17 protein-coding genes are annotated in these 24,361 nt (G+C 56.2%); 12 read left to right on the forward strand and 5 right to left on the reverse strand.

Going from position 1 to position 24,361, the window contains the following annotated elements; all coding sequences use genetic code 11:
• Positions 1-5: 5 nt before the first annotated feature.
• On the reverse strand, positions 6-560 hold the full coding sequence (locus QP995_RS00545) for a hypothetical protein (RefSeq protein WP_284852804.1): 555 nt from the start codon (positions 558-560) through the stop codon (positions 6-8).
• 277 nt (positions 561-837) lie between these two features.
• Here QP995_RS00545 and QP995_RS00550 point away from each other — a divergent pair, with 277 nt between their 5' ends.
• The 5 genes from QP995_RS00550 (at position 838) to QP995_RS00570 (ending at position 7,665) form a co-directional block, all read left to right on the forward strand.
• Positions 838-1,920: a chymotrypsin family serine protease gene (locus QP995_RS00550; protein WP_284852805.1), complete on the forward strand. Its 1,083-nt coding sequence runs from the start codon at positions 838-840 to the stop codon at positions 1,918-1,920.
• Positions 1,921-2,175: 255 nt separating this feature from the next.
• The gene (locus QP995_RS00555; RefSeq protein WP_224433197.1) at positions 2,176-3,315 is read left to right on the forward strand and encodes a trypsin-like serine protease; all 1,140 of its coding nucleotides are present in this window, start codon (positions 2,176-2,178) and stop codon (positions 3,313-3,315) included.
• Between the two features lie 184 nt (positions 3,316-3,499).
• On the forward strand, positions 3,500-4,852 hold the full coding sequence (locus tag QP995_RS00560; protein WP_256881429.1) for a Sau3AI family type II restriction endonuclease: 1,353 nt from the start codon (positions 3,500-3,502) through the stop codon (positions 4,850-4,852).
• A 123-nt stretch (positions 4,853-4,975) separates the two neighbouring features.
• Entirely contained in the window at positions 4,976-6,259 is a 1,284-nt protein-coding gene (gene dcm, locus QP995_RS00565; RefSeq protein WP_284852806.1) for a DNA (cytosine-5-)-methyltransferase, read from the forward strand.
• A gap of 23 nt (positions 6,260-6,282) precedes the next feature.
• Complete coding sequence (locus QP995_RS00570) at positions 6,283-7,665, forward strand: MFS transporter (protein WP_284852807.1); 1,383 nt, start codon at positions 6,283-6,285, stop codon at positions 7,663-7,665.
• Here the strand turns inward: QP995_RS00570 and QP995_RS00575 are convergent.
• A complete protein-coding gene (locus tag QP995_RS00575) occupies positions 7,662-8,594 on the reverse strand; it encodes a bile acid:sodium symporter family protein (RefSeq protein WP_070601564.1) in 933 nt (310 codons plus the stop codon). The two genes, QP995_RS00570 and QP995_RS00575, sit on opposite strands and share 4 nt — an antisense overlap.
• Before the next feature lie 712 nt (positions 8,595-9,306).
• Here QP995_RS00575 and QP995_RS00580 point away from each other — a divergent pair.
• Entirely contained in the window at positions 9,307-11,475 is a 2,169-nt protein-coding gene (locus QP995_RS00580) for a DEAD/DEAH box helicase (RefSeq protein ID WP_049190075.1), read from the forward strand.
• Positions 11,476-11,650: 175 nt separating this feature from the next.
• On the opposite strand, the gene QP995_RS00585 is transcribed toward QP995_RS00580, so the two are convergent.
• From QP995_RS00585 to putP, 3 genes are all read right to left on the reverse strand, one after another.
• Complete coding sequence (locus QP995_RS00585) at positions 11,651-12,151, reverse strand: hypothetical protein (protein ID WP_049172012.1); 501 nt, start codon at positions 12,149-12,151, stop codon at positions 11,651-11,653.
• A 108-nt stretch (positions 12,152-12,259) separates the two neighbouring features.
• Positions 12,260-12,901, reverse strand: coding sequence for an HNH endonuclease family protein (locus QP995_RS00590; protein WP_049172013.1), 642 nt, complete (start codon positions 12,899-12,901; stop codon positions 12,260-12,262).
• Positions 12,902-12,998: 97 nt separating this feature from the next.
• A complete protein-coding gene (putP, locus tag QP995_RS00595; RefSeq protein WP_070546799.1) occupies positions 12,999-14,522 on the reverse strand; it encodes a sodium/proline symporter PutP in 1,524 nt (507 codons plus the stop codon).
• 578 nt (positions 14,523-15,100) lie between these two features.
• Here putP and QP995_RS00600 point away from each other — a divergent pair.
• The 6 genes from QP995_RS00600 (at position 15,101) to QP995_RS00625 (ending at position 24,267) form a co-directional block, all read left to right on the forward strand.
• Positions 15,101-18,340 (forward strand): DEAD/DEAH box helicase, encoded by a 3,240-nt coding sequence (locus QP995_RS00600; protein WP_070862732.1) that lies wholly within the window; start codon positions 15,101-15,103, stop codon positions 18,338-18,340.
• Positions 18,340-19,398 carry a hypothetical protein gene (locus tag QP995_RS00605; RefSeq protein WP_070429342.1) on the forward strand — a complete coding sequence of 353 codons (1,059 nt, stop codon included), beginning with the start codon at positions 18,340-18,342 and terminating at the stop codon, positions 19,396-19,398. The genes QP995_RS00600 and QP995_RS00605 overlap by 1 nt, the downstream gene beginning before the upstream one ends.
• 2 nt (positions 19,399-19,400) lie before the next feature.
• Positions 19,401-20,576 carry a metallophosphoesterase family protein gene (locus tag QP995_RS00610; protein WP_284852808.1) on the forward strand — a complete coding sequence of 392 codons (1,176 nt, stop codon included), beginning with the start codon at positions 19,401-19,403 and terminating at the stop codon, positions 20,574-20,576.
• Positions 20,577-20,579: 3 nt separating this feature from the next.
• Positions 20,580-23,237 carry an ATP-binding protein gene (locus tag QP995_RS00615; RefSeq protein ID WP_150963235.1) on the forward strand — a complete coding sequence of 886 codons (2,658 nt, stop codon included), beginning with the start codon at positions 20,580-20,582 and terminating at the stop codon, positions 23,235-23,237.
• A 14-nt stretch (positions 23,238-23,251) separates the two neighbouring features.
• Entirely contained in the window at positions 23,252-23,743 is a 492-nt protein-coding gene (locus QP995_RS00620; protein ID WP_049194116.1) for a MarR family winged helix-turn-helix transcriptional regulator, read from the forward strand.
• Positions 23,744-23,814: 71 nt separating this feature from the next.
• A complete protein-coding gene (locus QP995_RS00625; protein WP_070437896.1) occupies positions 23,815-24,267 on the forward strand; it encodes a MarR family winged helix-turn-helix transcriptional regulator in 453 nt (150 codons plus the stop codon).
• Positions 24,268-24,361: the final 94 nt, after the last annotated feature.

Here is a 24,361-nt window from a genome sequence, read left to right on the forward strand (position 1 = left end):
CAGTGCTAAGCCGCTGATGGGCGAGAAGAAAAGAGCTCGTTAGGACACGGCAGTGGCCGCGCGTCCCTGGTGGCAATCCAGCTATAACGGCGCCCGGGGAGCGCGAGGTCAGTGCCGTTTTCGTGTATCTTGCTGCAGTCTTGCGCACGATGGAGTGCCTCAGCCACAGCCCGAGTACGTCGGCGGTTTTCTTCCCGCGTCCGATTCGAACCGCCAATTCCGCGGAGGACTACCTCCGATGAGGATTCCACCTTGACGGAAACGGAGTACATGAACATGGGCTCATCCTTCAGGATGAAGTATTCCGCGTGTACGTCGGCAAGCTGAGAGACCAGTGCGCGAGGAAGCGCTATCCGCGACGCGCGGACGGTGACCACAGGCCCGTCGGGAAGCGAGAAGGTGTGATCTAGCGCGCCGGGCGAATGCCTACGGGCGATGGTGGGGTGGCAGAGGATTGTGCGGATGAGGTCGAGGTCTTCGAAACATTCTGCACGGTAGGTAGCGGATAGTGGGGGAAGAGTTAGGCGGCGATGAATGGGAAACTCGTCTGCTGTGTTCATGGCTCACAAGTTATCGAACACCCCGGACTCACATTTTCGAACATATAGAACTATTGTTCGAGATATGTTTAGCATCAATTGGCTACCCAAGTGGGGGTAGTCAATTGGCTAGGTGCCTGGCGTTATTGCAGGGACATGTGGGGTTGTGGAAACGATTCGATAACGACTTTTGTAAAAGTCCAAGAGTCTGAGAAAACGCTATTTCTGGGGGTGGGGTGGTGGATTAGTGTGGGGGATGGTCCTAAAGGAAAACTAAAAATTTGAAAGATTCGTCTCAATGAAGCACGCAAGAAGTCGAATAGCGGTATCGGCTTTCGCAGCACTTTTGTCCTTGGCAGCCCCGGTCGCGGCACATGCTGTCGTGGTTGGTCCGGGTGACCCGATTCGAACTCCCATGGAGGGAAGCCCGTGGGATGGGCACCGAAATGTCAACTCGCCGATGTGTTCGGCGGGTGTTCCTGGGACGGTGACGGACCGCAATGGGGAAAAGCATCGGGTCATGTTGACCGCAGGGCACTGTGTGAATGATGCTCCGGATGTGGGTCTGCCAATCGTTACCGGTGAGGTGTATGTGCCAACCACCGAAGGCGATAAGCGCATTGGTACGACAGGTGCTCACCGTTGGGAAGTGCCGCAGGAAGATGTCGGACTGGAGTCGTTGCCGGCGGCCTTTAATGGTGCAGACTATGGAGTAATCAACCTTGATCCGGACGTAGAAACTACCGGCGCAAGTTACTCCATCGATGAAAATGGTCAGAGCTACGGGGAGCCTGTAGCGATGACTGGCATTCAAGACAATGAAGATCTGCCGCGTGGCGAGGTCTCCTTCGATAATTTTGGCAAACCTATCTGTAAGGACGGCATGCGTACTGGACGTGCCTGTGGCTATCAGGTATTTCGGGCTCGAAACGGCATTTGGACGGTTGGTATTGGCGTTGACCATGGTGACTCCGGCGGAAATGCCTATGATCCGACCACTAACGAAGTTATTGGCGTAAATTCGATGACCTTCGGTCCGGTCTCGCGTGTGATGCCCGCGGATATTGCCATTCAGGAGGCCTACGGCATTCCCGATGGTCAGGTAAATGACCACTTCGAGGTATCGGATTCCACGGCTCAGCGCGACTCCTCCTACCGCACCCTCAATGAGGATATGGCGGCGGATCAGGAGTATGCCCGGGCGCAGGATTCGCAGGCTTCGCAGGAAGCTTCTGTACCGCAGTTAGCTGATCTTGTGGACCAGCTGCCGCAGTCACCGCAGCTCCCTGAACTGCCACAATCGCCCCAATTGCCACAATCGTCACAGCCGTTTGAGCTGCCTCAATTGGCAGAAATTCAGCTTCCAAGCTTTGAGGGCTAGCACCAGTCTGAGAATCTGACAAAAATCACCCCCGAACCGTTAAGAGAGCCAGAATCATCCAAGGCGGATGGTTCTGGCTCTTGCATTGCTGTTGAACAAACCTTTTGATGTGTAATGCGCGTGCCGTGAAGGCGAATGAACGGTTCCTCGACTGAGAATTTCACCCTAGGTTCCATTTTTGGAGAGCTTTGTAAAGGTGTCCCTAATACACTGAGTGGGACAAGTTTTCTGTACAGAAATGGAGTATCGCACACTATGGCCAGTTCAAAGAAGGTCGCCACACTCACGGCTGCACTGTCGGTAGCTGCGGGTGGCTTTGTGCCCGGAATCGCGGTAGCTGAGGCTGCACCGGCAAACTCGGATGTTGTCATCGGCCCGGGCTCGCCGTTGCGAATGCCGTTCCCGAGCAGTAAGAACATCGACGGACGGCATGTTCAGTCCCCGATGTGCTCTCTGGGAGTTCCCGGCACCGTTGTGGATCAGAATGGCGTTTCGCATCGTGTCATCATGACTGCCGGTCACTGTGTTGTGGCGAAGGATACTGAAACCGGCGAAGAGGTCACCGGCCAGTTCTTCATCCCAACCAAGGACGGCGACAAGCTGGTCAACAAGGACTACATGGGCACCGATATCATGCCGGAAGAGGGTGACTTCGACGAAAACACCACTATGCCGGAGTTCTTCAACGACCTCTTCAATAGCGGTGACTACGGCATCATTGAGGTTCAGGACGACATCAAGACCACCTCTATGTCCCACTCTGTTGATGAGTTCGGCAACGTCCACGGCGAGCCGGTTCAGATCGTCGGTATCGAGGACAAGCGCACTCTCGAGCCGATGGAGATTTCTGTCGACAACTTCGGTGAGCCTGTGTGCACCGACGGTTCCCGTACCGGCCGTGGCTGCGGCTTCCAGGTCTTCCGAGTCCGCAATGGTGTCTGGGCTATCGCTCCGATTGACCACGGCGATTCGGGCGGAAACGCTTTCAACCCGGAGACTCGCGAGGCCATTGGCGTTAACTCCATGGGCATCGGCCCGCTGAGTCGCTTCCAGCCGATTGACGTTGCTCTTGAAGAGCAGTACGACATCCCGGACGGCCAGGTCAACGAGCGCTTCAAGGTAGAGACCTCCACTGAACCGCAGTCCGAGTTCCGCACGATTGACGAGGACTCCCAGTACACCAAGCAGCACGTCCCACAGGAAGAGCCGGAGCTGGGCCCGATTGGCGAGCTGCTCCCAGAGGGCGTCGAGGTCCCGCCGGAGATTGCCGACATCATCTCGGAGAGCCCGTCTCTCCCGGAGCTGCCGATTCCGGAGCTGTCGGGTGCGACCGCTCAGGCAACGCAGGCAGCCAGCAACATTTCCTCGCAGGCGAACCTGCCGAGCCTGTTCTAATCAGGTCACCGCAGTCTCGTAGATAGGGCGTTCGCTTTACGACGCTCCGTCCAACCCCCTATTCCGCCACAGTGGCGGGGTAGGGGGTTTTGCTTTAGTATTTTGGCCGCAAAATTATATAAGCTAAACGCACCAGCATACGAAAAGAGATATGCAGGAATAGAGTGATAGGAAATTTTTTGCTATGAAGAGCTTTTCGCCTGAGTTAGGCTATGACGATTCTGATGTGGAGTCAGTTGTAAACTACGCCGAAAAGATAGTCGGAAAATCTCTTCGAGAGGCACTTGGCGTCGAGGATTTGGATGATCCGAGGGTAAAGCGAGGGGCATTCGGTTCCGCGCTAGAGACGCTCTATTTCAAGATTCCGGCTAACAGTAATGCAGAAGCAGACTTTACAAAAATAGGCGTCGAATTAAAAAGTACGCCGATGAAATTGACTAAAAAAGGTGACTATTCCGCAAAGGAACGTCTTGTGCTTTCGATGATTGACTACTTTTCACTCCCTGAGGAACAGTGGGCTGAGTCGCATCTGCTGGCCAAGATCCGCCGCATGCTATTAGTGGCATACCTTTTTGAAAAGGATAAGAATCCTGTCGATTATCAGGTTCTTCTCGCGAAACTTTGGGAACTGTCGCAGGGTGATATTGTCCAGCTTCGCAGTGACTGGGAATTGATTCAGGAGAAGGTCCGACGAGGACAAGCGCACACCATTTCATCTGGTGACACTATGTATCTGGAAGCCTGTACTAAGGCGGCGAATAGCGCGATTACGCGAAAGCAGCCATTCTCGGATGAGCCGGCGAAGCCACGGGCATGGGCCTTTAAGCGGAGTTATATTGATGTCATTCTCAACGGCATGCTTAATGCTCAAGAGATTGAACGAAAGCAATCAGAAGCAGATATGGATTTGCTTGGGCTGGTAAAGAAGCGATTCGCGCCGTATATGAATCGTACCCTTACTAGCTTGGCTGAAGGCTTGGGGTACAGTAACACCCGCCTTCCTAAGCACATTGGCAGTCTTATTGTTAAGAGTATTCTCGGTGTGGACAAGGAATCTGAAATTGCTGAGTTTGTGAAAGCTGGGATCGTTCCTAAGGTTATCCGTTTGAAGAGAAATGGAAAGCCCAAGGAGTCCCTATCTTTTCCAAGGTTTTCCTACCATGATTTGGTGGAGCAGGATTTCGAGCAAAGCGAATTCAGTGAGCAATTGGCGCAGAAATACCTTTTTGTTGTCTTCTGTGAAGATGAGTCGAATCTTGGAGAGTTTCGACTAGCTGACGTACTGTTTTGGCAGATGCCTGACTCTGACTTGGTGGAAGCACGTGCATGTTACGACCTGATGCGGGAGCGTGTAATCGACGGGCGCGCTAGCGAGTCAGTTAAGAGTACGGAGAACCGTTGCTGTCACGTTCGACCGAAGGCGCGAAACGCGGCAGATACAGCTGTTACTCCGCGGGGTGAAACTGTGGTCAAAAAGTCCTTTTGGTTGAACGCGGGGTACGTAGGTGACGAGATTAGCCGGGTTTTGAATTCCTAGATATTTAGAAATAATGTTAGAAAAGGAAGCGGTTTTGGTTGATTATCGGCCAGTTTGATCCGGCCTCTGTGTCATGGTTAGAATCACTCTGACGTATCAGAACACAGTAGCGATTGGAGAAACGTGTCTGATCAAACCATCCGCGTAGCCGAATTGTTCGCTGGAGTAGGTGGCTTTCGCCTCGGCTTAGACGGCTATCAGAATCAGAGCGACGGTATAGCACCGCTTCCGGCGGCAGGACCATTTGAGACTGTGTGGGCTAACCAGTGGGAACCACCAGGGACTCCAGCTCGCCAGTTTGCATGGCGCTGTTATGTAAACAGGTTCGGGGAAAACAGCTGTGTGAATGAAGACATCAACGTTGTTCTCGACAATGCGGAAGCTGGGCTGTTCGAAATTCCTGATGTAGACATGGTCGTGGGAGGGTTCCCGTGTCAGGACTACTCAGTTGCAAAACCGCTGTCGCAAGCAGGTGGGATAGAAGGAAAGAAAGGTGTCCTCTGGTGGGATATCTACAGGTTCCTTAAGCTGAAGAGCCCCAAGTATGTCTTGTTGGAAAACGTAGATCGATTGCTGAAGAGCCCTGCTACTCAGCGAGGTCGCGACTTTGCAATTATGTTGTCGTGCTTCGGTGACCTCGGCTACTCCGTCGAGTGGAGAGTGATTAATAGTGCTGAGTATGGTTTTCCGCAGCGACGTAAGCGGGTCTACATCTATGCAGTTAAGAATCCCGGCACCTGGGATTTAGAGCAGCGCGCTAAGGATGGCATCATGGCCGCGGCTTTACCAATTGAGGAACCTCTGCATTTCGCAGAAGTTGTGATTCCAGAGGATCCATATGAAGCGACAAAGACGTTTTCACTAGATGCCAAGAAGTCTCCATTCGAAACTGGAGGCATAATGCAGAACTTCAAGGCGCTGACATTTTCTGTGGTTGAGTCCTATGATGGGCCTCGACAAGTTCTTGGGGATGTCCTTGTTGAGGAATCTGCTGTTCCAGATTCTTTCGTCATTCACCCGGATGAAGTTCATAAGTGGGAGTATCTGAAGGGGTCAAAGCGCGAAGAACGAGTCAATAAAAAGACTGGTTTTACGTATTTGTACAGCGAGGGGAGCATGTCCTTCCCAGACTCGTCGGAAAAGCCCTCTCGAACGATTTTGACTGGTGAAGGCGGAAAATCAGCCTCACGTTTCAAGCATGTGGTTAAGGTGGATGGAAGACTGCGCCGTCTAGTTCCAGATGAATTGGATGCTCTGCAAGGATTCCCTAAAGGATGGACGGACACAGGAATGACCGACGGCCACCGTGCCTTCTGCATGGGTAATGCGCTAGTAGTCGGAATTCCTCATTTGATTGGCAAAGAGTTGGCTCGGCGAATTGAAAGTGAATCGGGCGACTCTGACTAGAGGTTTTAGAAAGGACCGTTACCTTGTCAGCTTCCCGTTCGCGCGACCTGCTTCGTCGTAAAGCAAAGTGCGAATCTCAGCCAGCTATTGCATCGGAGGTGGGAAGCGAGTCACAAGGTCTGGGTCCTCAGTCGAGTGAATTAGACCGAACTAAACAGCCGATTCCGCGAGAGATTTGGATTCTGGTCAGCGCTGCGTTCATCATCGCGCTGGGCTTCGGTCTGATTGCACCGATCTTGCCGCAGTACGCGCGCAGCTTCGATGTGGGGGTGTTCGCGGCCAGCTTCGTGGTCAGTTCGTTCTCCATTTTCCGGCTTATCTTCGCACCGGCATCGGGCTCACTGGTAGAGAAGCTCGGATATCGGCGCACGTACCTAACCGGCATCAGCATCGTCGCGCTCTCGACTTTGCTTGTCGGTGTTGCGCAGACATATTGGCAACTGCTGGCGTTTCGTGCGCTCGGAGGCATCGGTTCGACGATGTTTACGGTCTCGGCAATGGGGCTGATTGTGCGGATTTCACCGCCGGAGATCCGCGGTAAGAGCTCGGCCGCCTACGGCACAGCCTTCCTGTTGGGCAATGTCTTTGGCCCAATTATTGGTGCTGCGATGGGCGCATGGGGCATGCGGGTGCCGTTTTTCATCTACGGTGGCGCGCTGATTGTGGCAACGATTGTGGTCGGCATGTCACTGAGCGCGGAGCATCTTCGCCACGTAGTGCCAAAGCGCACGACTCCAGTGCTGAAGTTCTCCGAGGCAATCCGGGACTCGGCATACCGAAGCGCACTAGTCGGAGCCTTCGCCAACGGTTGGTCGAACTTCGGCGTGCGCGTCGCGATTGTCCCGCTGTTCGCTGCGGCAACGTTTTCCCATGTCGGCGCCCCAGAACCGGGCAGCGATGGGGCAGTAGCTGCCACTGCCACAGCTGGTTTCGCGCTGACGGCCTTCGCACTCGGCAATGTTACCGCGCTGCAGTTTTCCGGTCGTTTGTCCGACCGCATCGGCCGTCGCCCTCTGCTCATCACGGGGTTATTTATCAACGGCGTGTTCACGGGCGCTATCGGATTTAGCAGCGGCGCCATTCCGCTACTGATTCTCTCCGTCCTTGCGGGCTTTGGCGCTGGCATGATTAATCCATCGCAGCAGGCCGTGCTTGCCGACGTCATCGGCGCCAACCGCCAAGGTGGAAAGGTGCTCGCCAATTTCCAAATGGCTCAGGACTTCGGAGCAATCTCCGGCCCGCTGATTGTCGGCGCAATCGTGGATGCCGCAGGATTCAAGGCCGGTTTCTTTGTTTGCGGTGTCATTTCTCTGGTCGCAATGGTGGGCTGGGTCTTCGGGCGCGAGACTCTACCAGCCCACTCATCGAACAGCGGAGCCAAAGAAGCCGAAGCGAAAACAGCTTAAGCAGAAGCGGATTTGCTAGCTTCCTTTTCTTCATCCAACTTTCGGCAAATAGCCACATAGATAGCGCCAGTAATGTTGTGCACCACCGCGGCCACCGCACCCGGAAGCGCGGCCTCTGGGGTAAAGAACTTCGCCGCCATACCGGAGGACAGACCCGCGGATTGCGTGCCGACCTCCACGGCCACCGTGCGCTTGCCCGAAGTCGGCATCCCCACCAGCTGGCCTGCAAAGAAGCCGAGTACGTAACCCAAGACGTTGTGGATAATCACAGCCACAAACACAATCAGGCCAATGTTCGCCAGGCTCTCTGCGTTCTTGGCCACGGCACCGAAGACCACGCCGCCGATACCGAGGATGGAAATCCATGGCAGAATCGGCAGGATTTTATTGATAAACGAGTCGGCCACAAAGCGAATGATCAGGCCACCAACCACAGGCAGGAGGACTGTCTGGCAGAGGCTCCACGCCATCCCGAGGCCGTCGACCTCCGTGTGCGCGTCGGCAAGCACGAGCATGAGAAACGGCGTCATAATCGGCGAGACCAGCGTCGACACGCTGGTCATAGCGACGGACAGCGCGACATCACCGCGTGCCAGGTAAGCGATAACGTTCGATGAGGTGCCGCCTGGGACGGAGCCCAGCATCAGCAGGCCGACGGCGAGTGCCGGATTGAGTCCGAGAGCTTTAGCCACGGCAATTGCTAGCAGCGGCATGATGACAAACTGCGCAATGACGCCGAAGAGAATCGCCAACGGGCGCTTAGCGACCTGCTTAAAGTCCGGAATGGTCAGGGTGAGGCCCATCGCGAACATGATGATCATCAGGAAATATGTGATGTAGTCCGTCAGCGGAGTAAACGGGGCGGGGAAGAAGAATGCCAGCGCCGAACCCGCCAAAATAAAGCCCGGAAATCCGAGAACCTCAATCATCGCCGAGAGCTTCGACGGTGCCTTATTTTCCTGCTCGCCATTCCCAGAAATCTCCTTGGGAGAATGTGGTTTTAGTGGGGACTGCCGGGGCGAAGACGGCTGCGTTTCTGGTGCGTTGTTATTGCTGGACATTCTCTAGCGACCTTGGGTTTATACGTTGCGAAATTGCAAAAATCCGCCGAACGGTGGGTGTTCCACGGCGGAAAATAGCTGATATGTGTACAAACGTGTAGGGAAAATGTTAACTACCTCACCCCATGCAATTGCAAAATAGGTACCCCGAAGTGGGTGCAATGTGCTCGCTTGACGACGGCCCCAGCGCCGGGCCTCATCCAAGAAATCGACCACCTTGTGTTGTGACCTTGCTGACGGGAAATGGTTTTTTGACCGACGGTGGCGTAGTCTGGGCAGTCGGTGTGAAATCCTGACGACAATGTCGCAGAGAATCTGGCAGCGGTATAAATTCGCTGGTGAAACGCTTGAGAGTGCATAGTGCATGATGGGCGCCCCCTCCTCGGAAGTAAAAGCTGAATTGGGTTTGGGCGCAATTTTTCGAAGTATGTGCAAGAGAAGCGATGTCATCGCAATTCCGACGTGAGAGCACTGAAAACAAGAACGTAAATTGGGCGGGTCATGTATGTGCGACCCAACTGTGAGTAATCAACTGTTGAATATTGAGTGTGCGGGCGAAAAGGCCCAGGAAGAGCCCCAAATGGCTAATAATGAAATGAATGGCAGCGTCGAGGAAAACCGCGAGGATCAGCGCGAAAACCGCGAGGACGCAATTGTGAAGGCCGAGGATGTAGTGGCCGAGGAAGCACCGGTGGTCGAAGAGAAGGCCGCTGAGGAAAAGACCGAAAAGGCTGAGGTCAAGGAAAAGGCCGAGAAGAAGGCCGAAAAGAACAAAGACGACAACGGCGACGACACCGTCGGCTTCGATGAGCTTGAGCTGCCGGATGACATTGTCAATGCAGTTCGCAAGGTTGGGTTTGAGACTCCGTCCCCAATTCAGGCTGCAACTATCCCGACTCTGATGAGCGGCCGCGACGTCGTCGGCCTGGCTCAGACTGGTACCGGTAAGACCGCGGCGTTTGCGCTGCCGATTCTGGCTCGCATTGATCGCTCCGTCCGTGCACCACAGGCTCTGGTGCTTGCTCCGACCCGTGAGCTGGCGCTGCAGGTTGCGGACTCCTTCCAGTCGTTTGCTGATCACCTGGGCAAGATTCAGGTCCTGCCAATCTACGGTGGTCAGTCCTATGGAGTGCAGCTGTCGGGTCTGCGCCGAGGTGCGCAGATTATCGTCGGCACGCCTGGTCGTGTCATCGACCACCTGGAGAAGGGCTCGCTGGACATTTCCGACCTGCGTTTCCTGGTGCTGGACGAGGCCGATGAGATGCTGCAGATGGGCTTCCAGGAGGATGTCGAGCGCATTCTTGCCGACACCCCGGATGACAAGCAGGTCGCGCTGTTCTCGGCTACCATGCCGGCTGCGATTCGTCGCCTGTCCAAGCAGTACCTGACGGAGCCGGAAGAGATTACCGTCAAGTCCCAGACTCGCACTGCGGACAACATTCGCCAGCGCTTCCTGATGGTCAGCCACCGCAACAAGCTGGACGCGCTGACCCGCATCCTCGAAGTCGAGGAATTCGAAGCGATGATCATGTTCGTGCGCACCAAGCACGAGACCGAGGAGCTCGCCGAGAAGCTGCGTGCCCGCGGATTCTCCGCTGCTGCCATCAACGGCGACATCCCGCAGACTCTCCGTGAGCGCACGATTGATCAGCTCAAGGACGGCCGCCTGGACATCCTGGTGGCAACCGATGTGGCTGCTCGTGGCCTGGACGTTGACCGCATTTCCCACGTGGTCAACTACGACATTCCGCACGACACCGAGTCCTACGTCCACCGCATCGGTCGTACCGGCCGCGCTGGCCGCTCCGGCGAGGCGCTGCTCTTTGTCACCCCGCGTGAGGGACGCCTGCTGCGCTCGATTGAGCGTGCAACCAAGTCGCAGCTGCACGAGATGAAGCTGCCGACCGTCGATGAGGTCAACGACTCTCGCAAGCAGAAGTTCGCTGATGACTTGACCGAGGCGCTTGCTGATTCGCAGGTTCCGGTCTTCCGTGAGCTCATCGAGGAGTACGCAGAAGAGCACGACACCCCACTGGTTGATATCGCCGCCGCTATCGCTGCGCAGGCACAGTCGGGCGACTTCCTAATGAAGGAACCGCCGCGTGGCCGTCGTAACGACCGTGACCGTGATCGTTTCGACCGCGACCGCAACCGTGGCCGCGATGGTCGCTCCCGCGGTGAGCGCGGTCAGGGCAAGCGCGCTGACCTGGTCGAATTCGACCGCGAGGGCACCGCAACCTACCGCATCAGCGTCGGTCGTCGCCAGCACGTCCGCCCGGGTGCCATCGTCGGCGCCATCGCCAACGAGGGTGGCCTGTCCTCCAAGGACTTCGGACACATCGACATCCGTGGCGACCACACACTGGTCGAACTGCCGGCCAACCTGCCGCAAGAAGTCATCAACAACCTCTCCGATACTCGCATCTCCGGCCAGCTCATTGGGCTGAAGCTTGACGACGGCACCTCGGTCGACGACAGCGATGACTACCGCGGTGGCCGTGGTGGCTACCGTGGCGATCGTCGTGATGGCGGCCGCGGTCGCGGAGGATACCGTGGTGGTCGCGGTCGCGATGACCGTCGTGGTGGTGGCCGTGGCCGTGGTGGCTACCGTGGAAACTTCGATGACGGTGACGATTTCGGTGGCCGTGGTCGCGGTCGCGATGACCGTCGTGGTGGCGGTCGCGGTCGCGGTGGCTACCGTGGTGGCCGTGATGACCGTCGCGGTGGTTACCGAGGCGGACGCCGCTAAACCTGCTAGGTGAGGTGAGCTGGGGGGGGAGCGTCGTCAGGCGACAACCGACGACCGCCCTTGGCGCTGACCTAGAAAATAAAAAAACTGCCGGTGCGCATGTACTTCCAAGCCCTAAAAGTCGGGCCGAAACGTACAGGCGCACCGGCAGTTTTATTGTGTCTGAGCGTGAGCTCTAGATGAAGAACATCAGGATGCCGGCGACAACCCACAGCAGGGAGAAGATGCCGGAGAACATAGCCAGCTGGCCCTTCTGCTTGTCCCAGTCGAGCTCTTCAGCCTTCTTGCGACGCTCGATGAACTCCGGATCGTCAGCATCCTCGTCTTCGTCAGCGATGCCGAGGCCGGCCATCATCAGACGCTGACGCGGAATGACCAGGAAGAACAACAGTGCCCAGGCGATGATAGCCAGCAGAATTGCGGCGTGCATTGCCCCGGACTTCATGTAGGTCGACACATCGGTGAACATGACACCGAAGCCGAGCAGCGGCACGAGCAGCGACCACATGCCGTAGGTGCGCGAAATGGCGTGCATGGTGCGCGCGGCGCCGACCGTTCCAGCCTCTCCGCCGCGGGCTGCAAGCGCGAGCTTCGGGAACATCGAAATTGCGACAGTCACCGGTCCAAGCAGCAGAATTGCCGCCAGGACGTGAACCATAAGAACTACGTTTTGCACGTATTACCTTTCCACGACTGAATGTAGGCCTCGCGTTCAAGCGAGGAGTGGCCTGGATATTTCTTTATTAAGACCAGTCCTTAACTTAACGTGCTCGCACTATTTTCTCTATTTCGTGCCTTTCCTCGCGCGGATTCCACACGCAGTGGCCATCGCCTTCCAGTCTGCCGACGATACGGGCAGGTCCCATTTAATGGCCACCGCTAAGTAACGATGCGAGTAGTCACACGCCTTCGCATCCTCGGGAAGCCATTCCGCCGGGCTGGCATCTCCTTTATCCCGGTTGACCGCGCTTCGCGTGGGCACGAGGTTGGTCTCGATATCGTTGGCAAATTGCCGACGCCTCTCGGGATCCCAGGCGTAGGCTCCGAAATCCCACGCCGCTGCCAACGGATAAATGTGGTCGATATCGACCTCATGCGCACCAACCGGGTCACCCGTGTAAGGGTCAGGGATTTCGCGCGGGGAGCCGTCGTCAAGCGAACACGCAGAGCCCCCGAACCACGCCGCCAACACTTTATGGCGTGTATTGCAATCGGCAGAACCTGCCCAGACGTCGAAGCGCTCGCGCTTGTATCCGGTGACGGTGGGGCGGTCGGCGACGACGCGTACGGTGCGCAGTTGCTTGACGACGGCTTCCGTCTCCGAGCCCGCGGGGGAGGAGGTGACGAGAACTCGCGTAAGCGCAAAGGATGAGACAAAGGCGGCAGTCAGGGAGGCGGCCAGGATGGCAAATAAAAAAGGGCGCATACCTAGTTGGGCGCGAAAAATACTTTTTCGGTTCCCTTGTAGGTATGCGCCGGGGCTAGCCTGCGGGGCTAGCGGAGGCCAAGCCTAGATCAAAGCGTTAGACCAGAGCCTGCTTTGCTGCGTGGTCGAACTCTTCCTTGATTTTCTCGTTCGGCTCCTTGGTAAGCAGCGTGACAATGATCATCACGACAGTTGCAGCGGCGAAGCCCGGGACGATCTCGTAGAGAGTGTCGCTGAGCGAGCTCATGCCCCATGCGAAGGAGACAACCGCACCGGTGATCATGCCGGCAGCAGCACCTGGCGTGTTCAGGCGCGACCAGTAGAGGGCGGCCAGCAGCACCGGGCCGAATGCCGAGCCGAAGCCAGCCCACGCGAAGCCAACCAGATCCAGAATGGAGCTGTTCGGGTTAGCAGCGATGATTGCGGCGATGATGGCGATCAGCGCGACGGCGACGCGGGAGAGAGCCATGTAGGTCTTCGGACGCAGGGACTTGTTGACCGTTGCCTTGAACAGGTCCTCGATTAGCGCGGAGGAAGACACCAGCAGCTGCGAGGAAATGGTGGACATGATTGCTGCCAGTACTGCAGTCAGAATCAGGCCTGCAATTAGCGGGTGGAACAGGATGCGGGTCATGTCCAGGAAGATGGTCTCGTAGGAAGACGCATCAGTGACCGAAGCATCTGGGTTCGTAGCGAAGAAAACAGTTGCGGTCAGCGCCACGAGGACGGAGCCGAGCATGCACAGTGCCTGCCAGCCAACGCCCCAGCGGCGGCCCTCGGTTGCGTCCTTTGCACTACGCAGAGCCATGAAGCGAACGATAATGTGCGGCTGGCCGAAGTAGCCCAGACCCCAGCCGAGCAGACCGATAATCGTGATTAGCGGAATGCCAGCGAACGGATCGAAGAAGGCCTCAACCGGCTGTCCCTCGCTGCCCGGGTAGGGGTTGTTAGCAGCAAAGCTGAAGATGTCCGAGGCGGAGTTGCCATTGTTGATTAGGTAGATGATGCCGACAGTCGGAACCGCCAGCAGTGCGATGAACATAATGATGCCCTGCACCGTGTCTGTGTAAGACACCGCCAGGAAGCCACCGAACAGGGTGTACGCGACAGTGATAGCCGCTACCAACAGCATGCCGACGAGGTAGTTGCCACCGAACGTCGACTCCCAGTAACGGCCACCTGCCACCATGCCCGAGGAGACGTAGAAGGTGAAGAACAGCAAAATAATCAGGCCTGCGGCAACGCGCAGCACCTTCGACGTATCGTGCAGACGATTCTCCAGGAACGACGGCACGGTAATCGAGTTACGAGCAATCTTGGTGTAACTACGCAGGCGTGGTGCGGTGAACTTCCAGTTCAGCCATGCGCCTGCGACCAGGCCGATTGCAATCCAGGTCTGGTTCAGACCCGAAAGGTAAATCGCGCCGGGCAGACCCATCAGCAGCCAGCCGGACATGTCCGATGCACCCGCTGACAGTGCCGCGACGAACGGATGTAGGCCGCGGCCGCCAATCATGTATTCGTCATACTCTGCAGTCTTTTTCCATCCGGTCCAACCGATGTAGACCATCAACAGCAGATAAATGACTAGTGCGATGATGAACCATGTGTGTTGGTCCACAGGGCAACTCCTCATTATTTATTAGTCGTACAGTCGGACTCGCGCACTACCTAGCGCACCAAAAAGCATTTTCGGCGCACAACTCAGTTTCGCTTAATCAAGTCTGCTTGACGACGTTCACAGCGCCGCGGCAGCATCGAGCCAAAAAGTGGCCGACGTCCACGGTGGAACCTGCGGTTCGCGATTCAGCACAGCTTCAGCTTCCGGACTATCTTCGACAGTCAGCGGAGCCTACTGGCACATGCGAACCATGGCAGAACTATTGCACGAGTCACACATTTTTAATTCTTGTGGCCTATACGACGTTTTCATGTGATGCGCTGCATTGCAAGATAAGAAGCGTTGAAAAAGCTTTTAAAAATCGGTTAAGTGCGACAAATTACCTGGGAAAAGGGGTATTTGGGTAGAGGAGGAGTAATTTTTGCAAGATACATAATTCGAACATGCGTGCTAATGTTGTGGTGTGGTGGAAAAGCTGATCCGGGGTGCGTGGCAGAATCTTCATTGAACAAATATCTGGTGGCGAAGTCGCCGGGTGATTAGACGGTGATGACTGAGCAAGCAGTGGGGAGGAAGTAATGGACCAAGTTGCTAAGTCAGCGGTGCCGTTGCTGCTGCACGCGGTCTGGAAAGATGATTCGGGTCTTCACCTATGGGTGGAGCGGCCAGAGGGGCACCGGATTATTGCGGACGTGGATTTGCTGGAAGTCCCGGCGCATCAGCGTCGGCTTTTTGCAGTGCTGGACCAGGGGAGTCGAGCGCAACTGACGCTAAAACTGCGCACACCGAAGGGGCGGGCAGTAGAGAAAGCGGTACCCACATGGGTGTTCCCGCCATGGGCTGCGGTGACGGCACTGGTGCAATTGCAGGAGGAAGTTTCCTCGGCGGCGATGGCACCGGATCTTCGGTTCTTTGTGGATGTTGTACAGGGATTGGATGCTTTCGCACGCTCTGGGCGGGCATTGGTGGCGCTGACGTGGGAAGACAATGAGTGGTGGCCGACGTGGCGGATGTCGGAGGGGCTGAGTGAGATTGCTTGGCAGAGTCAGGTCATTTCTCGTACACCACCGGTATTGATTGATAACGGAGGCGCCACGGTGGCTGAGGATTTCATCAATCGGATGTTTCATTGGGTCACCAACGCGCTTCTGGCCGATCTGGATGAACCGGCAGAACAGCGGCAGAGTTTCGTGCGGTCGTTGTTGCAGTCTCAGTCCCTGGGGCGTGCGACGCCGGGGGTGGCGCAGTCACTGGCAAAGTGGAGGCTGTCGGCCGATGGTGAGGATGTTCGTCTGCAGCTAATGGTGCAGGAACCTGTTGGTTTTGAAGGCCAGCTGGAAGACTTGCCGGATGTGGATCTTCCGCAGCTGTTGGAGTTGCGGAATCGAGCGGATGAAGAAGGCGGCTCAGTAACTCGCTTCAATCCTCGTTCAGCTGCGGTGGAACATGAGACTCTATGGCCATTGCGGATGTACTACCGCATCGGCGTCGCAGCTCCGGAGCGCCTGAATCCAGAAATGTGTCGCCGGTCCGTGCTGTCGCTGCTTCGCCCGCAGCTATTGGCGGCACAGGAGGCATTCCCAACGCTCAAATATGCGAAAGCAGCGGGACACCCGGGCTTGGATCTGCTGCTGACCTCAGAGCAGCTGATAGAGCTTATGACTGATGGCATCTCGCAGCTGGCAAAGGTTGATATCGATGTGATGCTGCCGCCGAACTGGAAGTCAGTGGAGACCACCCTGCAGTTGCACACTGAAGTCGTCCAGTTAGATCCGACGGGGCCTGCTGGGCGCCGTTCGGAACCGAAACTCGGATTTGACCAACTGGTTGATTACGAGTGGAAGCTGGCCGTGGGGGATGCCGTACTGACGGAAGCGGAAATGCGTGAGCTCGCTGCATCGAGTACGGGGCTAGTGCATCTGCGAGACCATTGGGTGCACGCGAACCCAGAGGTAGCTAGGGAAGCCCTGAAGTTTTTGGTGGAGCAGACCAAGGCCGGGGAGGAAACCGGTAAGGGGCAAGCCACCCTGAAAGAGCTGGTCTTCGACGGTGGCTTAGAGTCGCAAGCTCCAGCAGCAGTGCCAGTCGCCCCCAGGGACCCCTCTTGGCTCAAGGCGTTGGTGTCGAAGTACTCAGACGGTTCCACGGCCCTCGCAGAGTCGGTCGAGGTGCCACCGAGTTTTGTCGGTGAGCTGCGGGAGTATCAACAGCGCGGTGTGGAGTGGCTGGCGGATATGTCCAACCGCGGCTTTGGTGTCATTCTCGCGGATGACATGGGGCTCGGTAAGACTGTGCAAATTCTGGCGCTGTTGGAGTATGAGCGCTGCCGTCGGAAAGCAGATGCTACGGCTCAAGGGCACAAGACTTCGCTGCTGGTGGTTCCGACAGGTGTGTTGCGCAACTGGGCAGCAGAAGCGGCAAAGTTCACTCCAGAGCTTAAGGTTGGGCTGCTGCATGGTTCAAACCGCCCTCATGGTGGGGAACTACAAGAATTTATCGGAAAACACGATGTTGTTGTGACGACCTATGGTGTTGCTACCCGCGATGTGAACGAACTCGCCCAAGTGCAGTGGGATCATGTGATTGCTGACGAAGCACAGGCAATTAAGAACCCCAACGCCCAGGTATCCAGAGCGCTGCGGAGCCTGGGCTCGCGGCACAACATCGCCATGACTGGTACTCCGGTGGAAAACGACTTGGGCGAGCTGCGCACCATCATGGATTTCTGTAATCCAGGCATGCTGGGGTCGGCGAATGCATTTCGCAACAAGTTTGCGATTCCCATCGAGCGTGATGGGAATGCGGAAATGCTACTGCAATTGCAGTCGATTACAGCACCTTTTATTCTGCGCCGACTCAAGTCGGATCCAGCTATTGCGCCGGACCTGCCCAAGAAGAATGAGCAGGTGGAGATGGTTCCTCTCACGACGGAGCAGGCTTTCTTGTATCAGGAAGCTGTGAAGGACATCGAGGACAAGCTCAAGCGCTCGAAGCGGAATCGCTCTGGCAACTTCGGGCGAAAGAGCATCATCCTCGGCGGCATCATGAAGTTGAAGCAGATTTGCAACCACCCAGCGCACTACCAGCACGACGGCTCAGGGCTGCTTAATCATGGGCAGCATCGCTCGGGCAAGGTTGCACGGCTGGAAGAGCTCGTCGATGAGATTGTCCAAAACGGTGAACGCGCGCTTGTGTTCACGCAGTTCGTGGAGTTCGGCAAGATGCTCGCCCCTCATTTCAGCAAGCGCCTGGGCGTGGACATTCCGTTTATCCAAGGGGCAATGACTCCGGCACAGCGCGAGAAAGTAGTGGCAGAGTTTAATGCCCCGGACGGCCCACCAATCATTTTGCTGTCTACTCTCGCGGCAGGTGTTGGCATCAACCTGGTTGCCGCCAACCACGTCATTCACATTGACAGGTGGTGGAATCCAGCAGTTGAAAACCAGGCCACGGACCGCTCTTACCGCATCGGTCAGCGTAAAGACGTACACGTGCACAAGCTGGTCAGTGTGGGAACGCTTGAAGAGCGTATCGACGAGCTGATTTTCGAGAAGGCAGAATTGGCGGATGCGGTTGTGCGCGCTGGTGAAACCAAGCTGACGGAGATGGACTTTCACCGTTTGCGGTCTCTGTGGCAATTGGACAAGGACAAGATTCAGTCACTGCGTGAATCGATGGACGCAGCGGAGTCAAAGTCCGGTGGGACGGTGACCGATGGGGTGAACCCGGAGGGCACGGCATCGGACTCCACAATCTCGGATGACGATTCGATTCCCAACAATGTGACCCCGTTTAGGGTCCAGAAGAGGTGGTACTGATGGCCGGTGACGGAGACGTGACATGGGGCGACAATGTCATCTTTGCCGAGTTTGGCAAGGGGCCCTCTGGAAAGCGTGGTCGTAAAAGGACTACGGCGCGAAGCGCGCCAGCAACCAGCTCGACGATTGAAAAGCTCCTGGCCACCCAGGACTGGGCTGGTGCATTTACCGGACAGCAGCGACGTGGAACCGCAGCGCGCGTGGCGGTCGAGCCACGTACTACTTTTGCCCGGTGGGTGTGGGAGTTCATCATCCGTGGCGCTGATTCGGGTCGTGTTCACAGAGGTGAGAAGTACAGGTTCGACGGCAATGTGCTGGGGCTTCGAATCGCGGATGGCTACATCATCGGTGAAGTGCAGGGCAGCCAGCCGGAACCATTTTCAGTCTTTATTCGGTTCCCACGGCGGGAGCAGAAACAAACTGACGACGTACTGCGGTGGTTGGTGAACAATCCGTCGGCCTTCACAGAGTTTGAGCACGGCGAGTTGCCGTATGAGCAGATGGAAATGCTGTTGTGCGATGGCGAAGAGCACATTTACAGCGAATGCACCTGCCCGGACCCGGCACCTGTGTGTAAGCACACCGTTGCAGTTGCCGCTCAACTTGTCGCTGATATCGACCGCGATCCGCTGTCGCTACTACAGCTGCGCGATTATCCGCAGCGCGAATTGCAACGCCGGCTTCAGGAACTAACACAGCTGCGAAACCGGACTGCGCCGAAGCGCCTCGGGCTTGGTGGCGCGGTTCGGGAGAATCCCAATAAAACCGCCCAGAAGTCGAATGACGCTGGTGGAAAAGATAGCGGTGACAACGAGCAGAAGAAGGTTGCCGAACTTTTCGCTGTCGAAGCCGACTACTGGGGCAATGATTTGGAACGAGTCAGTGTTCCTTCGCTCGAGGTTATTGACCCACTAACAGTTACCGACCGCAGTTTGCTGCATGAAGCATTGCAGCCAACCTGCGTAATTTCGAGAGAGACCATTCGTGCAGTCGCTGATTTGGAAGATTGTTGGCAACATCTGCAGGAATCGCTGAGCCTGGGACAAAAGGAGCGCTAGTCATGAAATTCATTCACACCTCAGATTGGCAACTGGGAATGACTCGGTGGTTCCTAGAGCTCGACGGCGGTGAAGCCCAAGCTAGGTTCCACGAAAGTCGACTCAACGCCATCGATCGCATCGGCGAGTTGGCGATTAGCGAAGGCGCTGAGTTCATTGTCGTCGCTGGAGACGTGTTCGATTCCAACACATTGCCGGACAAGGTGTTTTTGCGGGCTCTTGAGCGAATCGCCAAGCTACCCGTGCCGGTGTATTTCCTACCCGGCAACCATGATGCGCTTGATGCTTCTTCCATTTATCGACGTAGTGCTTTCGAATCTTTGGAAGACCGAGGAGTTTACGTAATTCGCGACAGCGCGCCCATTGCAATCCGTGACGGGGTGGAACTCATCGGTGTGCCAGTGCGCGGCAAGTATTCGGCAGACGACATCGTGGCGGAAATAGCCACGGAGCTTGAGCCCGCCGATGGAATCCGAGTGATGGTCGCACACGGCCAAGTAGAAGGCTTTGGTGCTGATGCAGGAGCCACCATTGATCTGACCAGCTTGGAACAAGCTATTGACCGCGGGGCGTTGCACTATGTTGCGCTGGGGGATTCCCACTCCACGAGCCAACTCGATCATGCTGGCAGAGTTTATTTCTCCGGCGCACACGAAACCACAGCGTACGACGACAAAGAACGGGATTCCGGCAATGCACTCGTCGTCGACATTGTAGAGAGCGGCCCCGAAAAGGACTCAGTTACCGTGGCCTCCCACCGAGTGGGGCAGTGGGCTTTTCATGCCATCGACATGGATATCACTGGTGCGGAAGACCTCGATGAGTTCTTTGCTGAACTGGACGGTATCGAGGCGAAGACAGACACAGCGGTGAAGTATTCATTGCGAGGAACCGTGACACTGTCGGAGTCGACTACCTTTGAAAATCGACTTGAGCAGTATCAACAGCTTTTCGCTGCACTTTATCGCCGGGAAAGTGGCTCCGATTTGACGGTGGTTCCGTCCGAGGGGGATATCTCTAATCTCAATCTCACCGGTTATCCGCTCATAGCTGCAGAAAAACTAACGGTCTTGAGCAAAGGGGGAACCGAGAGCGGCAGCCCGCTATCAGAATCTGAAACCACCGCAGCAGCCGATGCGCTTCGCTTGCTGGCGCGCCTGGCCGGAGAGAAGGAATAAATCATGCGTTTTCACGACATCGAATTACACAATGTACGTGCGATTGATTCACTCTCAATCACAGGGCTAGCCGAGCGGGGCGTGGTAGTGATTTCCGGTGAAAACGAGTCGGGTAAGACGACAATCGCCAAAGCTATTCACGTTGCGCTGACGACAAAATGGAAGTCCAGGTCAAGCGAAGCGCTTAGTCTGAACAGTCACTCCAGCCAGGAAAAGCCGCAGGTTAAGCTCCGGCTGGAGCTTGACGGCTACGAATTTACGCTGGACAAGATCTTTGGTAGCACCAAGGACACTGGCACAATCGTCACCGTCCACTCTCCGACAGCCGAGGTTCTTAAAGATGACCAGGCGGAAGAGTGGCTGGCCGCACGAATGCACAACGCGGACACCAAGAACCTGTGGCAGGTTTTCGTTGCTGAACAGGGGCAAGCGCAAAAGACACTCTCCTTGGGCGGTTATGCGCAGGTCACAAGCGCACTGCAGTCGGCATCGGGGCAGCGCGCGGAAACCGCAGAAGAGGTAGGTCTGTTTGAAGCCGTTGAAGCTGAATACGGCAACTATTTCCAAAAAAATGGCAAAGAGCGCAAGCAGCTTACCGACGTAGACAAGGAGCTGGCGGAAGCCCAGCAGGTGCGCGACGAAGCGGCGAAAAAGGTCCGAGAATTCGAAGCGCTCAATGAGGAAGCTGCTCGTAATGAAGAAAGCCAACACACGCAGCGGGCATCGTTGCCAGAAGCCAAAAACGAAGTCGAGCATTGGGCGCAGGCACTCGAAGAACTCGAAAAGTTCAGGGTTGCCGTGTCCCAGGCACAGGAGGTCTCTGCAGCGGCGAAGCAGCAGCTGGACTTAGCTAAACAGGCTCAGCAAGAGCGGGAAACCTTCATTCAGCAGGCACAAGATGCCAAGGACCAGCATTCCGTCGCAGAGAAGAGAGTTGCTGAACTTAAGGAAGCGTTCGATAAGGAGGTCGCAGCTTTAAAGAAGGCGCAGGAGGATCGCGATGCGGTTGTGACCGCGTACCGCGAAGCTCGAAAAGCAGAAGAGCTGGCTGCAGCTGAAGTCGCATTGGGGGAGAAGCGCGGCTTGGTTGAAGCCTTGTCGAAGCGAGTGGAGAAGCTCGATGCGCTCCGCGCGCAATTGGCAGAGCAAAAGGAGGTAATTGCTCGGAATTCCGTTACCGAGGAGGTAATGGAAAAACTGTTGACCTGCGAACGCGAAGTTGCAACAGCCACCGCTGTGCTGGAGGCGTCGAGCCCGAGTGTGCAGCTCTCGGCTAGTAGCGCGCAGGAGGTCACAGTCGACGGCGAGAAAGTGGGGCTAGCTCCGGAGGCTGAGACAGTTCAACGTGCGGTAACTAAGCCATTGGCCATCGAAGTTGGCGACGTCACGGTTGCTATCCAGCCCGGAGACGGCTCAGATTCGCAGCAGCGCAAGCTAGAAAAAGCAGAGATATCGCTCAAGGAACAGCTTGAGGCGGCAGGCGCTGATTCCGTCGCGGAAGCACAAGAGGCACACACACGACGTCGTGAAGCGGAAAAAGCAAGATTCCAGGTGGAGACATCCATAACTGCGGTGTCCGACGGTGTGGAGTATCACCAGCTCACCGCAGAGTTGGACGATGCGAAGGAAGAAGCACGAGTACAGGGCGAGCGGTATCGGGCACTTGCGGGCGAGGATGCGCCGACGGAGATTGACTTGGTAGCGGCAAAGTCCCGGCTGGAAGAAGCTGCAGTGGGGCGTAGGGATGCCGAGTCGGAGCGCGACAGTGCTGATATGCGCTTGTCGAAGCTGGAGAAGCGTCCTGCATACGCCAACTATACGAAGGCCAGCAGCGAGCTTGAAGGGGCTCGGTCCGTTCTGAAGGTCCGCGAAGATTCGCTCACGGCGACGCGAGAAAAAGCCTCGGACGCCGAGATCTTTGCTGCGGTGGAAAACCGAGGCAAGGACTATGAGGCGGCAGAAGAGCAACTGGCTGCGGCTCAGAAAGAGCTGGCGCAGCGGGATGCCGACGACGTGGAAGCATCGCTCGCGGGCGCTAAGCAGCGACGGGATGCAGTTGAGAATCGCCTGGCTGAGCTGGAAAAGCGCCGGCAAGAGATTCGGGTGCACTTGGACTATTTCGACAGCGCGAATGAGAAGCTGGCAGCTGCTGAGGGGGTAGTGGAGCGAACACAGCGAGATCGGGACTCGATGCGTCGCCGTGCAGCCGCCGCCAAGACTCTTATGGAGGTAATGACACAGGCACGTGCGGCATCGCGGAATGCGCTGGCTGACCCCTTGCTCCGCAAGCTCGAAGAGTACGGCGGCGGTGTGTTCGGTGCGGGAACCCAGTTCACGATGAATGAGGACTTGCAGATTGAGTCACGGTCTAATGCCGATGGCAAGTTCGATGTCGATGAACTATCTGGTGGAGCGCAAGAGCAGCTGGACATTCTGCTGCGCTTGGCCGTTGCCGGTGTCATGGAGGGCGGCCAAGGCGCCCCGGTGATTATTGATGATGCGTTAGGTTATTCAGACGAACACCGTTTGCGGCGGATGAATAATGCTCTTGCCAAAGCGGGGCGCGATATGCAGGTATTAGTCCTGACGTGCGATGAAGCTCGGTTTGATCGTGTGACAGGAGCGGAGTTTATGAAAATTCAGGATTTGGTTTCAAGATAGTAGGCTCTGTACATATGCAAGATGTTCCGTGGTTAAGTGATGAAGAGCAGCGGTTATGGCGCTCAATTCTGAACGCTAAACGGGCCGTTGACAGGTCAATCGACCTTCAGCTGCAAGATTCTCTCGATATTTCCACTGCAGATTTTTCGGTTCTGGTTGCTCTCTCCGAGGCTGAAGACAATGTTGTCCGCATGCGCACCCTGTGTGAGTCCCTGGAATGGGACCGCAGCCGAATGTCGCACCAAATTACTCGCATGGAGCGACGCGGACTAGTAACTAAGGAACGCTGCGCCTGCGATAACCGTGGTATCGATGTCACGCTTACTGAACACGGTCGAACCGTGATTGAGAAGGCGGCGCCGAACCATGTGAAGCTTGTACGTCATGTCGTGTTTGACGTGCTCGGTGAAAATATCGACTATCAGGGGATTTCCGCTGTGCTCGATAAGATTGCAGCGACCGCCAATGCTGCGGTCACCGATTCCGTCGACGGAAAAGCAGAGTAGTCAAAAGTTTTTCTGTGAGTGTTTTCTCATTTGTCTCCGCTTCGAGGCTCTCACCATTAGCCTAGAGCAGTATGAACTCATTTGAATGGCTGAGTGATGATGAACAGCTCTTTTGGCAGTCGATGGTAGCTGCTTTTCGCGAGGTAGAGCGCAATATTGAGCGGAGCCTACGCACTCGCACCGGGCTGACGTTCGCTGACTTTACCCTGCTCATCGCTTTGCATGAGGTGGAGGATGGGATTCTGCATGTTGACAAGATTTGTGATCGACTGAAGTGGAACCATCCCCGCGCGCTGCTGCATACCAACAGGTTGGAAAAGCGCGGATTTATTCACACCGAAGACCACGGCGAAGACCCGGACTCGGATTATGTCGTCGTCTTAACAGGCGTTGGTCGGCACGTGTTTGCCGAGGCGGCGCCGGATTATGTAGACACTGTTCGCCAGGAAGTTATTTCACCACTTGCTAATGAAGACCGCGAAGTGATGCTGAGGTGCTTCCAGTCGGTTCTCGAAAGGAAGTAAGACTTCCACGCCCTGCTAGTAAAACAACCACTAGCAGGGCGCTTTTTTCTCTACGTTTCAAGCTGTAAGGTAAGGCGTGCCTAAAGCAAAGGGG

The organism is Corynebacterium sp. MSK032 (assembly GCF_030232065.1).
Lineage (GTDB): Bacteria > Actinomycetota > Actinomycetes > Mycobacteriales > Mycobacteriaceae > Corynebacterium > Corynebacterium jeikeium_D.

Coding starts and splice junctions, on each gene's coding strand:
- QP995_RS00550 (WP_284852805.1), top strand. CDS start 838: ATGAAGCACGCAAGAAGTCGAATAGCGGTATCGGCTTTCGCAGCACTT.
- QP995_RS00615 (WP_150963235.1), top strand. CDS start 20,580: ATGCGTTTTCACGACATCGAATTACACAATGTACGTGCGATTGATTCA.
- QP995_RS00555 (WP_224433197.1), top strand. CDS start 2,176: ATGGCCAGTTCAAAGAAGGTCGCCACACTCACGGCTGCACTGTCGGTA.
- QP995_RS00600 (WP_070862732.1), top strand. CDS start 15,101: ATGGACCAAGTTGCTAAGTCAGCGGTGCCGTTGCTGCTGCACGCGGTC.
- QP995_RS00610 (WP_284852808.1), top strand. CDS start 19,401: ATGAAATTCATTCACACCTCAGATTGGCAACTGGGAATGACTCGGTGG.
- QP995_RS00620 (WP_049194116.1), top strand. CDS start 23,252: ATGCAAGATGTTCCGTGGTTAAGTGATGAAGAGCAGCGGTTATGGCGC.
- QP995_RS00560 (WP_256881429.1), top strand. CDS start 3,500: ATGAAGAGCTTTTCGCCTGAGTTAGGCTATGACGATTCTGATGTGGAG.
- QP995_RS00605 (WP_070429342.1), top strand. CDS start 18,340: ATGGCCGGTGACGGAGACGTGACATGGGGCGACAATGTCATCTTTGCC.
- QP995_RS00575 (WP_070601564.1), bottom strand. CDS start 8,594: ATGATTGAGGTTCTCGGATTTCCGGGCTTTATTTTGGCGGGTTCGGCG.
- QP995_RS00590 (WP_049172013.1), bottom strand. CDS start 12,901: ATGCGCCCTTTTTTATTTGCCATCCTGGCCGCCTCCCTGACTGCCGCC.
- QP995_RS00545 (WP_284852804.1), bottom strand. CDS start 560: ATGAACACAGCAGACGAGTTTCCCATTCATCGCCGCCTAACTCTTCCC.
- QP995_RS00580 (WP_049190075.1), top strand. CDS start 9,307: ATGGCTAATAATGAAATGAATGGCAGCGTCGAGGAAAACCGCGAGGAT.
- QP995_RS00625 (WP_070437896.1), top strand. CDS start 23,815: ATGAACTCATTTGAATGGCTGAGTGATGATGAACAGCTCTTTTGGCAG.